This window comes from Treponema lecithinolyticum ATCC 700332, assembly GCA_000468055.1.
In the GTDB taxonomy this organism is placed as follows: domain Bacteria; phylum Spirochaetota; class Spirochaetia; order Treponematales; family Treponemataceae; genus Treponema_C; species Treponema_C lecithinolyticum.
On record KI260554.1, the window covers coordinates 1 to 14599 of the forward strand.

The window sequence follows — 14599 nt, forward strand, 5'->3', positions numbered from 1 at the left end:
GCTACGGGCTTTACGACATGAGCGGAAACGTATGGGAATGGTGCTGGGACTGGCATAGCTCCACTACACCTGCCGGCGGGCAGGATCCGGCTGGGGTGCCTTCCGGTTCTCGCCGCGTCAGACGCGGCGGCAGCTGGTTTTACAGCGCGGGCGACGCCGCTCGTGCCTATCGGGACGACCACGAGCCGGAAAGTCGCAACGGCAAGCTTGGCTTTCGTTTGGCTTGTCGCCCCTAGAGTTTAATGGACAAATCCAATGGGTAATTGATACCGGCGGCAAGCCAATAATTACCCATTAAAAAATGCCCTCAAGCCGGAAGAAAAGCTCGGCTTGAGGGCGTTTTTTTGCCGCTGTGCCTGCGGCGGCGCCCTTGACAGAGGACGGCTTTTCGTCCATATTTAATTTATGGCTAACAAAAAACCAAGCGGCAAAATGGGCTTTTTTGAACGCTTGTTCAGTTTGTTCGGTTCGTCGGATGCCGATGCGGAAAAAGCACGGCTTTTAAAACGGATAAACAAAGAATTAAATAAAACCAAAGTAAAATTTTACAAATATAATTCAGGCGAAGCGCTCGCACAGCTTGCCAAATTCTTTTTCGGCTTATACAAAATCGTCGGTCCTACGCAGTTTGTTTTTAAAAACACAATAAACCCGAACACTTTTAAAAATCTGGTTATAAATCACTATCTTACAGACGCTCAAAAAAACCTTGCCGAAAAACTGGATGAAAGCACTATATTGGAACAAGCCAAGACAATACCCATTAAAGAGCTGGCAGGGCAAGTAAAAGCGGATTTAAGCGCGTATTTGAACGCATTCGACACCGAAAAAATAACAAAAATAGATACCGTATACACAAAGCTTTCGTTGTTTATCGGTTTTTGTATGTTCGACTATTATTTTTTACTTAAAAAATTCGATTCGGGCATGCAAGAACAAAATTTTTCTTACACTCCCCGCTTCGACAATATCCGCGCCGAGTATATATTGGAAGATTTAAAAGACTTTACTTCGGTTGCATGGTCGCTTCCTTTAAATGAAGATTGGACGGAAGTGTTTGCCGTTTTAAAAGAAATGCCGAACATTAAACCCCTATCTACGGGCACATGGAATAAAACAATGCAGCTTTTGCGCCGCTACCGCGACAAAGCGGTATTCGAAATGATTATTCAGCTGATTGCAAAAGATCCGGGCTATCAAACCGTTATAACCGAACACAAAGAACACATCATAGACGACCAATTAAATAAAATGCGGCACACGGTAGAAAATGCGCTGCAAAAAATTCAAACCGAACAAAAGAATTCAAAAATCGACGAAATTGTACGCAGTATTTTCGGCGACAGTGCCGGCGCACGGTTGAAAAACTATACGGAAGAAAACACTAAAATATTTGAAAAAAAAGGATTGTCCGGCTATACTTACTGCGCTCCGTTAAACTATCTTAAAGCTTTTCTTATCGAATACATGAAAAAATACATCCGCGAATTTGCCGACTTGGTACTGGTGCGCGGTCAATGGGTATCGTCCACGTTGTCTGCCCCTATGTCCGAAGCTTACCACGAATTGTTGGGGATTTCGGAAAAAATAACCGAATTCGACAACATGCTCGCAGAGGACGGAGAAACCGGTGCAAAGATAAAAACCTATTTGTTGCGTGCCGAACGCGATAAAGAAGCTAAAAACATATTGAATTCGATTATCCGCGACGCAAACGAAAAAGCGTATGCTATGCTCACATCGGCAACTAAAGATTTTATCGTTTTAGGAAAAAACACTAAAAACCTTTTGGAAGACATCGACCGCAAAAAGCCGGAAATATTGATGAACTGGCAAGAACTTATACACTTTGCCGACCAGCCGATAAAAGAACAGGGTATCGCACTGTACAAACAAATTTACCTTTTTGTAAATTTAATGAAATACTTTTTAGGCGCAGGCGAAAGCTGACACTTGGCTTCGGCGAACCGGAGCAGTAAAACATTGCCTGCTGCCGACAAAACCGGCTGCTATGGCTGCGGCAGAACTAAAGAGCGGCAGCTTTGCGGCTTTCCTGCACTGCCAAGCGGTCGCACATTTCGTTATACGTATTGCCGGCATGCCCTTTTACCCAACGCCAATCTATATCCAGTAGAGAAACGCACGCATCGAGGCGTTCCCATAAATCTTTGTTTTTTACCGGCTTTTTATCGGCAGTTTTCCAGCCGTTGCGTTTCCACTTAAGTATCCAGCTTGAAATACCGTTTTTTACGTACTGACTGTCGATGTACACTGTTATTTTTTTTGTACGCAGCGCATCGAGCATGCTTATTTTTTCCAAAACGCCTATAGCGGCACTCAGTTCCATGCGGTTATTTGTTGTATAGCTTTCGCCGCCGCTGCACACAATTTCTTCTTTACCGTTTAAAATAACGGCACCCCACCCGCCCGGTCCCGGGTTCCCCGAACATGCGCCGTCGGTATATACAACCACGCCGTTTGCAGCTTCTTTTTCCATAAGCACCTCTTAAAATTATGTATAAAAACTTTTTACTCCCTTGCCGTTTCGGCTAAAAAACAGTATCTTTTGAGTATAACACAAATTCATTGATATGCCAAATAGATAAGGAGATGAAAAAAATGGCTAAACAACTGCTGTTTAACGACGACGCCCGGAAAAAAATGCTTTCAGGTGTAGAGCAAATTTCCCGCGCAGTTAAAGTAACACTCGGTCCTAAAGGACGTTTGGTAATGCTGGATAAAAAATTCGGCGCACCTACCATTACCAAAGACGGAGTGTCGGTAGCAAAAGAAATCGAACTTGAAGACCCTTACGAAAACATGGGCGCGCAGCTGGTAAAAGAAGTTGCATCAAAAACAAATGACGTTGCCGGCGACGGTACGACAACAGCAACGGTTCTTGCATATTCTATGGTACGCGAAGGCTTAAAAGCGGTAGCGGCAGGCATTACTCCCATTGAAATAAAACGAGGCATGGACAAAGCCGTTGCCCTTTCGGTAGAAGAAATAAAAAAAGCTTCAAAAGAAATTAAAGGTTCCGAAGAAGTTGAACACGTTGCCACCGTTTCGGCAAACAACGATACGGAAATCGGCAGCATTCTTGCCGGTGCCATTCAAAAAGTCGGAAAAGACGGCGTTATTACCGTTGAAGAATCCAAAACTATGGATACGACCACCGAATTTGTTGAAGGTATGCAGTTCGACCGCGGTTATATTTCTTCTTACTTTGTAACCGACCGCGATAGAATGGAAACGGTTTTTTCCGACCCGTACATCCTCATTCACGACAAAAAGATTTCCAGCATGAAAGATTTGCTTCCCTTGCTCGAAAAAATTGCGCAAACGGGCAAACCGCTGGTTATTATTGCCGAAGATATGGACGGCGAAGCTTTGGCAACGTTGGTTGTTAACAGTTTGCGCGGCACGCTTAAAACTTGTGCGGTAAAAGCCCCCGGATTCGGCGACCGGCGCAAAGCTATGCTTGAGGACATCGCTATTCTTACCGGCGGTCAAGTTATCAGCGAAGAACTCGGCTTAAAACTGGAAACGGCGGAACTGAATATGCTCGGTACCGCAAAAACCGTTAAAATCGATAAAGACAATACGATTATCGTAGACGGTGCGGGCAACGGTAAAGACATTAAAGAACGCGTTGCACAAATTAAAACGCAAATAGACGCTTCCACTTCCGATTACGACAAAGAAAAATTAAAAGAACGCTTGGCAAAATTGTCCGGCGGTGTTGCCGTTATCAATATCGGTGCGGTTACCGAAACCGAAATGAAAGAAAAAAAGCACCGCGTAGAAGATACTTTATCCGCTACCCGTGCGGCTTTGGAAGAAGGAATCGTGCCCGGAGGCGGTTTGGCGCTTATTCAAGCTTCTTTAGCTCTTGAAAAAGCCGATTTGAGCGCTTTAACCGACGACGAAAAAGTAGGATTTAAAATCGTCAAACGCGCTTTGGAAGAACCTATCCGCCAAATTGCGGAAAACGCAGGCTTTGACGGTGCTGTTATTGCCGACCGCGCAAAACACGAAAAGAAGGGTATCGGTTTTGATGCGGCAAAAAAAGAATGGAAAGACATGATGTCGGCAGGTATTATAGACCCGGCAAAAGTTACCCGCTCGGCATTGCAAAACGCCGCTTCCATCGCCGGTCTTTTATTGACCACCGAAGCTGCGATTACCGATATTCCTGAAAAAGCGCCGCCGGCTCCCATGCCCGGTGCGGGAGGAATGGGCGGTATGGACGGTATGTATTAATACCGTTTTCGGACAAATCGGCAAAATCCGGACACCGTTTCGGGTTTTGCCGCCGACATCTTGCCGTCGGCGATCGGTTTTGAGGTCGTCCGCTTTTTACAAACGAAAAGGCTGTCGAAAACACAGTGTATAACTGTCGCTTTCGTACAGCTTTTTTTTATTTTTGCAAACAGTACAACATTGAAACTTTTACAAAAAAATGCTAAAATCGATATTTAAGGAGAACAACATGAAAAAATTAATTATGTACATAAGCGTATGTGCACTGCTTTTTGCAAGCTGTACGCAATTTAACAACAACAGCTCCGGCGGTACACCTGCCGATGACATATACCAAGTAATTTTTGCCCCCCAAGATCCGGATACGGGAAAAGTAACGGCAAAACTTGCAAACGGCAGAGCACTGACCGTCGGTGAAAAAGTTGCAAAAAACACAATTGTAACCTTTAGCGCCGAACCTAAAGATAACTATTATATAACCGGCTGGACGGGACCTGCGGAACTACAGGTAACAACAGATAAAAAAAGCGCAACTTTAAAAATAACCGCAAATACGGATGTAAAAGTTCAGTTCAGCGAACTCGATATACAAGATCTTATATGGGATGCACACGGCACCATAGCCGATACTGACGGAAAACCGCATACTTTGCGTATTGCGCTAACTAAAGATACTGTCGCCAATATTACTTTTTTCGATAAAACAGGAACCGATACCGATACGTATCTCGGCACAGCTGAGTACAACAAAACTTCAAAAACCCTAAAAGTTAGATCAACGGTACCGGAAGAATTCTCTATAAAATTTATAACAACACCGTTGCTAACGCCGGCAAAGTGGAAAATAGAATTCGCAGGCAATCCTCACTTAAAAACCTCTGACGATAAAAATTTACATTTGAAAAGCGGAGAAACGGAAGTAACCGTAAAATACAACACATTGGTTAAATAAAAATCGGTGAACCTATAATCAAAAAACCGTAACCGGCCAGCAGCGGCACTATGGCTGCAGAGAGTATTGCTACACGAATGCTGCAAGTGTTGCGAAACCTTGACACATACAACGGAACATTTTACACTTAAACAATAGGGGTAACAATGTCGGAAGCGGTTAAAAAAACTTACAAACACGGGTTTTTATATAAAATTGCGGTTACGTTTTTAACCGTTATTATTATTGTTGTGCTATGTATCGGCGGTTTTTTAGCTTATTCCGCCTTGGACGGCGCCGAGCCTGCCGTATGCGTTCCGCAAGGATTTTACGCCTATGCTACCGTGCCGTCGGCAGGTGCTTTTTTACAAAAAACCGTTTCGGTACAAACACTCGATTCGCTGCCGGCAGGGCAGCACACGGCAAAACTGCAAGGCAGTTTGCGCTCACTGCGGATTTCCCCTGTGCTGTCGGCAAAATGGTTTAATTTTGCTTCAAATTTCAGGACGGATGCCGCTTTTTATTCAAACGGTGCATATATAATTTGCGCAAAACTGGGCTTCCGTTCCGCTGCAGTACGTCTTTTTTCCGTTGTTGTAAAATACAATACCTCTTTGCTTTCGTCTTTTTTATCTATGGAAAATCTTTCGCGCGAAACGGAAAACGGTTTTTTATACTGGATATACGATGCGGGAAACGGGCAAAAAATATACATCGGTGCTTACAAAGATTTACTCATCGGTTCTTCTTCGCACGCTTTATTTATGCAAACTATACAAACGACGAAAGTTTCCGAAACACCGCAAAACATTCAAACGGTTAAGCGTTTTATTCGGGAAACAAAAAAAGCCGGAGCAGATACGTTCGGCATTTTAACCGATATAAATTATTTTACCGAAAGCATCGGCAAGTCTCCCGCATACGGCAATATTATTGCCGATTTGAATTTTCCCGAATATACCGCCGTTAATATCGATTTAAACGACAGTGCTTTAAGCGCTTCGGGAAACGTCCGTTGGGACACAAGTTCCGACGGTTTAAAAACGATTTTAAAAACAAAATCGGCGGTTCCGGGAATTTTATCTCGTCTTCCCAAATCGATTGAATACATCACGCTGCTTAAAATAGGCTCTCCGTCTTTTTTATTTGAACACGCTTCGTCTTTATTCAGCAAAGATATACTGCGCTCGTATGAAAATGTTTCAAAAAGCTGCAAATTGCTTTTTAAAAAAAGTATTGACGAACTGTTTTTTTCGTGGATGGGTGATGAAATCGGCGTTTTCGGAACAGAACACACCGACAGTCCCGTTTTTTTTGTTTCGGTAAAAAATGAGCGCCGGTGCCGCGACGCTTTCAATCAAATTCTTTCGTCGGCTTTTGCGCAAAAAGACGTATCCGCCGTTGTAGATGGGCTTCGCATTCCACGCATAGAATTTCCGGACATTATTAAATCCCTTTTACACTCGTTTAACACCGATTTACCTACCCCGTTTTATGTTATACAAAACGGCTATGTATACCTTTCGCAAAGCGCCGAAGCTTTGGCGGCATTGGTAAACGAAGTAAAAAGCGGTAATTTATTGGTAAAAACCGAAAACTGGAAAAACATTACCCGTGCGTTTTCTTCAGAAACGTCGGTTTTTGCATACTACACGGTAGACCGCCACGTTCCTTCTTTTTTAAAAAACAACCGTGCTATGAAATCGATTTTAAAAAATTACGGCAAAGGGGTTGTGTCGGTAAAGCTGTCTGCTTCCCAAAAAATAAACTTTGAAGTTTATGCACAAAAAACCGCTTCGCATTCTTTAGCCGAAATTGCCGCTTTTCCGTACGAGTGCGCTGTAAAAATACAGTCGCGCATATATTGTGCAAAAAGTTCTGCAAACGTACCTTTTGCCTATTGGGCTTCCGGTCAATCGGTGTATGCGCTTAATTTGGCAGACCAAAGCGTACACACCTTAAAACTGGACGATACGGCGTATTTAACCGTACAAACGGGCAAAACGGATACGGTAAAAGCGGTGTGGGCGGTTTCTGCGCGCGGCACGGTATACAAAACCGATTACAGCCTTAACCCGGCGCAAGGCTTTCCCGTTTTAACGGGCGAACGCTGTACCGCAAGTCCGACCATTATGCAAAACACGGCACTTATTCCGGTTGCGGATAAACCGCTTATACTGTTTGTAGAATCGAACGCACACACATACTATTCGGACGAAATGAACGCAAAGCTTAAAAATCCGCCGGCAGTGTACGAAACCGCTGCAGCCGCCGTGCCGCGCTCTTTTGACAGTTCTTTGTATCTTTTTAATATCGAAGGAAAAATTGCCGACGGTTTTCCGGTTGCACTGAATTCCATTTCGGCTGTGCAGGGTGTTTTATATAAAGACGATAAAGCCGAATTACACTGCGCCGTTTTAACCGAAGACGGCACTTTTTCACTGTTCCGCTGCAAGCCGGAAGATAAGGACAGCACCTTTACCGGTGCCCCGGTCGGTACGGCTAGCACTACGGCGGCAGATACTGCAAACGCTGATGGTAAAGATGGCGAAGCAGGGCAAAGCGATGAACAGGCGGTTTCAGACAGTGTTTATGATGATTTGTGCGAATTTTCCGTTGCCCTTAATGCACCGTGCAAAAGTCAGCCGGTATATTCTGCCAATCTAAAAATGTTTTTTGCTGTAACCGACCGCGGCGATTTGTATAAAATCGACAGAAATTGCCGCATTATCGACAAAACCGCGGTAAAACAAAAAAATGCCGGCAGCTATACGCTCACCCTTATCGATTTGGACGGCAACGGAACGGATGAACTTTTAGTTTCCGGCGGCGGCAACGCTATCTATGCGTATACGTCCCAATTTATACCCATAGACGGGTTTCCCGTTTCGGGAACAGGAACGCCCTGTTTTATCGACGCCGACGGCGACGGCAAAAAAGAACTGATAAGCTGCGGCATAGACAATACCATTCATGCATATACCGGAGCTTTAAAATGAACGTACAAAAAAACAAACAAAATGCCCTGCACAAAGCTTGCGGAAAATGTGCGCTGTGCATAGCCGTCGTTTTTTTATCGGCTTGTTCAACAATACCGCGCGGCTTAAAACAATCGGACATATATTCGGTATCCGCAAAAAAAGACAACCGCATGCTTGTTGAATTTATCGAGCGTTCAATCATAAATCAATACCGCGAATTCAATTCCGAAAAAAACACGCTTATAAAAAAAGAGCTGGATTTCCTTTTATCCGTACCCTCTTCCGATGCAGAATATTTGGCGCGCATTTATGCGCTGTATGCCGACTGGTATATACTGAACCGCGACAGAATTTCGGCAAAAAAAATGCTTAAAACGGCTGAAAACTACGATTCATACGATGAATATGTACGCTTGGTAAACTCCCGCTTAATAACAAAAAATGAAGAAAAACGGCAGTATCTTGAAGATGCCGTAAAACAAAATCCCGATTTTTACCGGCTTACCGCAGAGCTCGGCTCTGTGTACTACGAACTACAAAATTACACAAACGCTTTGGCAGCCTTTGATGCCGCTTTTGATTTTTTACCCGAAGAATACGGTTCTTTATACGCTGAAAAAAGAACATACTGCGCCAAATTTTATACGGTTGATAAAAATCTTAAAAAAGAAACAGCTCAAATTATAAGCCAAAATGTCCTGCTGCTTACCGATATGGCAGCTTTAGCTCAAGACAACACAAACGCACTTGATTTTATAACGGGAACCGCCCGCCGGCAAAGTACACGTCTTGCCGAGCGTTTAAAAGCCGACGGCTGGTATGCACCGGATGCAAACCTTACACAAGATACGGCGAAGCGAAAAGATGCGGCTTTGTTTTTATGGCACTTAATTGCCGAAAACAACCCGGCTCTTTTAAATCGGTACAGCGAAAAGTATAAAAAACGGAATGCCGCAAGCCCGGTGCAAGACGTGAGCGTAGACGATATGTACTTTGATGCCGTTTTAGGCACTGTTGAAGAGGATGTTATTCCTTTAATAGAAGGAAAACGGTTCGAGCCTGACGGTGCAGTAAGCGGTTTGGAATTTTACAATTGGCTTAAAAAGGCGGATACGGTACGCTAAATGCGTTTTTAAAGCTGCATATAAAATGCCGGAGGAAACTATGAATAACAGTCAAAACAAAACGGTTGACGTTACTGCCTTAGGCGAACTGCTGATTGATTTTACGCAAAACGGTTTAAGCGGTGAAGGAAACTGGCTTATGGAAGCAAACCCGGGAGGCGCTCCCCCGAACGTTCTTGCAATGCTTAAAAAACTTGGGCATTCGGTTTCCTTTATCGGTAAAGTCGGCAACGATATTTTCGGCAAACATTTAAAAAACGTGCTTGACGATTTAGGTATCGGAACGGAAAATCTTATCGTCGACACAGAATTCAATACGACGCTTGCTTTTGTGCAAACAAAACAAGACGGCGACCGTGATTTTTCATTTTACAGAAATCCGGGAGCGGATACGCAGCTTGCATCACACGAAATAAACCTGCAGATTTTTGAAAAAACAAAAATATTTCATTTCGGTACCCTTTCTATGACATGCGATCCGGCTTGTGAAGCAACTGAACAGGCAATTTTTTCGGCAAAAAAAAGCGGCGCGCTTTGTTCGTTCGATCCGAATTTGCGTATTCCGCTATGGGACAATTTGGAACACGCAAAAGAGTGCATCAAATTCGGTTTATCACAGTGCGATATTTTAAAAATCGCCGAAGAAGAATTGGAATTTGTAACGGGTTGTGCAGACATCGAAAAAGGTGTACGCACTTTGCGCTCGCATTACCGTATTCCCCTTATCGGCGTTACCTGCGGCAAAAAAGGCAGCATCCTTTTTTATGCGGATGAACACTGCACCGACGATTTGGGTATAAGAACGCAAGCGCCCACTTTTGAAAAAGTAAAAACCGTCGATACAACCGGAGCCGGCGACACGTTCAGTGCATGTATTTTGCACGATGTTTTGCAAAACGGCTTTACCGATTTTACCGCACAGAGGCTGCACAATATGCTGATTTTTGCAAACGCGGCGGCATCTCTTGTTACAACAAAACGCGGGGCTCTTAAAGTTATGCCCTCGGAAACGGAAATCCGCGATTTAATGCAAAAGGGATTTTAAATAAACAAAAACACAGTTCAAGACGGACCTTTGCAGGTTCTGCAAACTTTTTGGGCAAACCAATATATTTTAGCAGCTAAAATATATTGACAAAGAAAAAAACCTGTGTTATATTTATTTTAGCAACTAAAACAAATATAGCGGAAGGGTCTATGAACGATGTATTATCTTTTATAAAGCTTACGCAAAAAATTCAATACCGCATAAGCGCCAACGATAAAAAACCTAAAAGTTTCGGCACGCGGCACAAACTGTACCAAAGCGAAATACATTTTATAGACGCAATCGGTTTGGACGGCGGATACAGTGCTTCCGAACTTTCGGAAAAACTCGGCGTTACAAACGGTGCGGTAACGCAAGTATCAGACAAACTTTTGAAAAAAAAATTAATAGAAAAATATAAAAAACAGGGTAACAAAAAAACAGTGTATTTTAAATTAACCGAAGAAGGAGAGGCCGCCTATAAAAATCACGAAAAATTTCACGCGGATTTTAAGGCCAAACTTGTATCGTATTTAACTTCTCTTTCAAAAAAAGAATTTGCCGCGCTGGAAAAATTGGCAAAATTAGTTGACGAGTGCATTCCCGATTTAAGCAAGGAGAAAATATGAAGAATATGAAAGCAGCCGTCATCGTATTCAGTCCGTCGGGACACACGCTCGGTGCAGCACACATGATACAAAAAAGCTTTGAAAGCAAAGAGGATGCAGCCGGCAGCCGCGCCGATATTATAAACATCACCAAAGACGATATTTTACTGTACGCGCCGCGCTCGGAAAAAACAAAGTATTTGCAAAACAAGTTGACGGAATTCGATGTGCTTTTTGTCGGCGCTCCGGTATATGCAGGGCACGCGGAAAGTTGTGTACTGCGCGTTATCGAAGCGCTTCCCGAAGCGGACGCACAACGCGCAAAATGCGCTGTTCCCTTTATAACCTACGGCGGCGCTCATTCATTTGTCGCGCTGGAAGAAATGGCGCGCGCATTAAAAAAGAAAAACTACGTACCGGTACTGGGAATAAAACTTGCGTCTTTTCATACACTCAGCAGGTATTTTCATACGGAAATTTTACCGAATAAACCGGGAGACGCCGAAGCGCTTTTAATAGATACCGCTGTAAACAAGGTATTCGATATATGCTCAACCAAAAACGCAATACGGGATAACAGCGCTTCGTTTGCATACACAAAGGCGCCTATGCGTTTTATTTTACGGATGTTGCCGCAAAAAAAAATACACGCGCGTTTTAAAACCGTATCCGTACTGCGTGAAAAATGCGCCGGATGCAAAAAGTGTGTTGCAGCCTGCCCCGTCAATAATATTGCTTTTAGCGGGGGAAAAGCGTCGATAAAAAATCAAAAAAACTGTATCCTGTGCGGGGAATGTTTTTACAACTGTTCAAGCGGTGCCGTCGTTTTCGAGTACCGTACACTTGCACAAAAAAGGTTGTGCGACGGCAACACTGTTTTGGAAAATCCCGTATCGGCAATATATCCTAAAAAATACGGTTATATAAACGACAAAGAGGCATTGAATTATGAGCGGTAAAACACAGTGCAAGGCGGACTTTTGCCCGCCTTGCACTGTGTTTTATCTGAATATCAATAAGACCTGTATCGAAAGCCGTCTTGCGGTTATCTTATGGCTTTTATGCAAACGTTAAGCCGTCTTTGCCTTTGCCGACGTGAACGGTGCAGTCTTCGGGATAATCGCCTGCAAGGATTTTTTTCGCAAGCGGGTTTTCCAAATAGGTTTGAATAGCCCGTTTAACCGGCCGTGCTCCGAACAAAGGATCGTAACCCGTATCGGCAAGCCAGCGGACGGCATCGTCGGAAACCTCGAGCGTTTGGCGGCGTTCGGCAAAACGCTTGGCAAGGCGTTCCAATTGATTGCGCACAATCGCTTCCATGCAGCTTTTGTCGAGGCGGCTGAACGTAATGATTTCGTCTATGCGGTTTAAAAATTCCGGCCGGAACTGCGCTTTTAAAAGCGCGTCGATTTGACCGGAAGCTTGGCGCAGCTTTTCGTTTGTGTCCGCCTGCAAAATCAAATCGCTTCCCAAATTGCTGGTCATAATGATAATCGTGTTTTTAAAGTCCACGACGCGTCCCTGCCCGTCCGTCAAACGGCCGTCGTCGAGCACTTGCAAAAGTACGTTGAATACGTCGGTGTGCGCTTTTTCGATTTCGTCGAACAGTACGACGCTGTACGGACGCCGGCGTACCGCTTCGGTAAGCTGTCCGCCCTCGTCGTAACCGACATAGCCGGGAGGCGCTCCGATAAGGCGGCTTACGCTGAATTTTTCCATGTACTCGCTCATGTCTATGCGGGTAAGCGCTTTTTCGTCGTTAAACAAAAAGTCGGCAAGCGTTTTTGCAAGCTCAGTTTTGCCGACGCCCGTCGGGCCGATAAACAAAAAGCTTCCCAAAGGACGGTTTTCGTCGCTCAAGCCGGCCCGGTTGCGCCTGATCGCATCGGCAACGGCTTTTACCGCTTCGTCCTGTCCGATGACGCGTTTGTGCAATACGCTTTCCAATTCCAAATACTTTTGCTTTTCGCCGGCAAGCATTTTGCTCACGGGTATCCCCGTCCACGTAGAAACGATGCGCGCAATGTCTTCTTCCGACACTTCCTGTCGCAATAAGCTTTCGTCGGCGCCGGATGATTTACCGGAAGCCGCATCGCGTTCGCTGCTGACGGCTTGTTCGAGTTTGCGCTCAATTTCGGGTATGCGCCCGTATTTGATTTCGGCGGCTTTGTTCAAATTGCCTTCGCGCGTATAGCGGATTTCGTCGGTGTGCAGTTGCTCCAACTCTTCTTTGAGTTTGCGCGAAGCGTCTATGCGCTCCTTTTCGTTTTGCCACTGCATTTTCATCGCATCGCGTTTTGCGCTATGCTCCGCCAATTCTTTATTCAGTTTATCGAGGCGCACCTTGGACGCTTCGTCTTTTTCTTTGCTGAGCGCTTGTTTTTCGATTGTCAGCTGCAAAATTTTGCGCTCTTCCTGATCGAGTTCAGTCGGCTGACTTTCGATTTCCATCTTCAGCTTACTCGCCGCTTCGTCAACCAAGTCGATGGCCTTATCCGGTAAAAAACGGTTTGTAATATAGCGGTTTGAAAGCACCGCCGCAGCGACGAGGGCGTCGTCGCGGATGCGCACACCGTGGTGTACTTCGTACTTTTCCTGCAAGCCGCGCAAAATAGCGATGGTATCTTCGACCGAAGGCTCGGCGCAATACACTTGCTGAAAGCGCCGTTCCAGTGCCGCATCTTTTTCGATGTATTTGCGGTACTCGTCCAAGGTGGTCGCTCCGATGGCGCGAAGTTCTCCGCGCGCAAGGGCGGGCTTTAATAAATTGGAAGCGTCCATCGAGCCTTCGCTCGCACCGGCGCCGACCAAGGTGTGCAATTCGTCGATAAATAAAATAATTTGCCCTTCGCTTTTTTGCACTTCGTTGATAACCGCTTTTAAGCGCTCTTCAAACTCGCCGCGGAATTTTGCACCGGCAACCAAAGAGCCCAAATCCAAGGCTAAAAGCCGCTTGCTTTTTAAACTGTCGGGTACGTCGGAAGCGACAATGCGGCGGGCAAGCCCTTCGACTATTGCGGTTTTGCCGACGCCCGGCTCACCGATGAGCACGGGATTGTTTTTGGTGCGGCGGCACAGCACTTGCATAACGCGCCTGATTTCTTCGTCGCGCCCGATAACCGGATCGATTTTTTCTTGGCGCGCAAGGGCGGTAAGATCTCGGCAATATTTGTCCAGCGCCTGCATAGTCGCTTCGGGGTCTTGATTGGTTACGCGCTGGTTGCCGCGCACAGCTTTAAGCGCTTCCAAAACCGAAGATCGATTTATACCGTTTTGCTTGAGCAGCGAGGCACATTCTCCGTCCGAAGACACGATTGCCAATAAAATATGTTCGGCCGAAAGATATTCATCTTTTAATGCGGAAGCCTCCTGCTCCGCTTTTGCAAGGATTTTTGAAAATTCTGCCGACAAGCCCATTTGCACGTTGCCGTGCACTACCGGATAACGGTCGAGTAAGGTTTGAACTTGTCCCGCAAGCTGCGCCGGATCCGCGCCTATACGCTCGACGATCGGTGCGACAATGCCGCCTTCCTGGGTAAGCAGCGCGTACAGTACGTGTTCCGTACCGATTTCACTGTGGTCTTTTTGCTGCGCAAGAGCGCTCGCGCTTTGCAGCGCATCCTGCACTTTCACTGTCATTTTATCATAATTCATATAATAAATTT

11 protein-coding genes are annotated in these 14599 nt (G+C 45.1%); 9 read left to right on the forward strand and 2 right to left on the reverse strand.

Translation table 11 applies throughout. From position 1 onward, the window contains the following. Together HMPREF9193_RS00680 and HMPREF9193_RS00685 are read left to right on the forward strand one after the other, a co-directional pair. Positions 1-236: formylglycine-generating enzyme family protein (locus HMPREF9193_RS00680; RefSeq protein ID WP_021686106.1), on the forward strand; the 236-nt coding region annotated here is incomplete at its 5' end. 169 nt (positions 237-405) lie between these two features. Continuing rightward, positions 406-1950 carry a DUF5312 family protein gene (locus HMPREF9193_RS00685; protein ID WP_021686107.1) on the forward strand — a complete coding sequence of 515 codons (1545 nt, stop codon included), beginning with the start codon at positions 406-408 and terminating at the stop codon, positions 1948-1950. 76 nt (positions 1951-2026) lie between these two features. On the opposite strand, the gene rnhA is transcribed toward HMPREF9193_RS00685, so the two are convergent. Next, on the reverse strand, positions 2027-2497 hold the full coding sequence (rnhA, locus tag HMPREF9193_RS00690; RefSeq protein ID WP_021686108.1) for a ribonuclease HI: 471 nt from the start codon (positions 2495-2497) through the stop codon (positions 2027-2029). A 122-nt stretch (positions 2498-2619) separates the two neighbouring features. Here rnhA and groL point away from each other — a divergent pair, with 122 nt between their 5' ends. The 7 genes from groL to HMPREF9193_RS00725 all read left to right on the forward strand — a co-directional run bounded on the left by groL (position 2620) and on the right by HMPREF9193_RS00725 (position 11893). After that, the gene (groL, locus tag HMPREF9193_RS00695) at positions 2620-4263 is read left to right on the forward strand and encodes a chaperonin GroEL (protein WP_040847171.1); all 1644 of its coding nucleotides are present in this window, start codon (positions 2620-2622) and stop codon (positions 4261-4263) included. Between the two features lie 229 nt (positions 4264-4492). After that, positions 4493-5215, forward strand: coding sequence for an InlB B-repeat-containing protein (locus tag HMPREF9193_RS00700; RefSeq protein WP_040847173.1), 723 nt, complete (start codon positions 4493-4495; stop codon positions 5213-5215). 146 nt (positions 5216-5361) lie between these two features. Next, entirely contained in the window at positions 5362-8193 is a 2832-nt protein-coding gene (locus HMPREF9193_RS00705; RefSeq protein ID WP_021686112.1) for a VCBS repeat-containing protein, read from the forward strand. Then, entirely contained in the window at positions 8190-9299 is a 1110-nt protein-coding gene (locus HMPREF9193_RS00710; protein WP_021686113.1) for a hypothetical protein, read from the forward strand. Before HMPREF9193_RS00705 ends, HMPREF9193_RS00710 begins: the two co-directional genes overlap by 4 nt. Before the next feature lie 40 nt (positions 9300-9339). Continuing rightward, positions 9340-10344, forward strand: a complete 1005-nt coding sequence (locus HMPREF9193_RS00715; RefSeq protein ID WP_040847174.1) for a carbohydrate kinase family protein — start codon at positions 9340-9342, stop codon at positions 10342-10344. 152 nt (positions 10345-10496) lie between these two features. Further along, positions 10497-10955 (forward strand): MarR family winged helix-turn-helix transcriptional regulator, encoded by a 459-nt coding sequence (locus HMPREF9193_RS00720; RefSeq protein ID WP_040847176.1) that lies wholly within the window; start codon positions 10497-10499, stop codon positions 10953-10955. Continuing rightward, on the forward strand, positions 10952-11893 hold the full coding sequence (locus tag HMPREF9193_RS00725; protein ID WP_021686116.1) for a 4Fe-4S dicluster domain-containing protein: 942 nt from the start codon (positions 10952-10954) through the stop codon (positions 11891-11893). Before HMPREF9193_RS00720 ends, HMPREF9193_RS00725 begins: the two co-directional genes overlap by 4 nt. Positions 11894-11993: 100 nt before the next feature. Here HMPREF9193_RS00725 and clpB read toward each other — a convergent pair whose 3' ends face one another. Then, a complete protein-coding gene (clpB, locus tag HMPREF9193_RS00730) occupies positions 11994-14588 on the reverse strand; it encodes an ATP-dependent chaperone ClpB (protein WP_021686118.1) in 2595 nt (864 codons plus the stop codon). Positions 14589-14599: the final 11 nt, after the last annotated feature.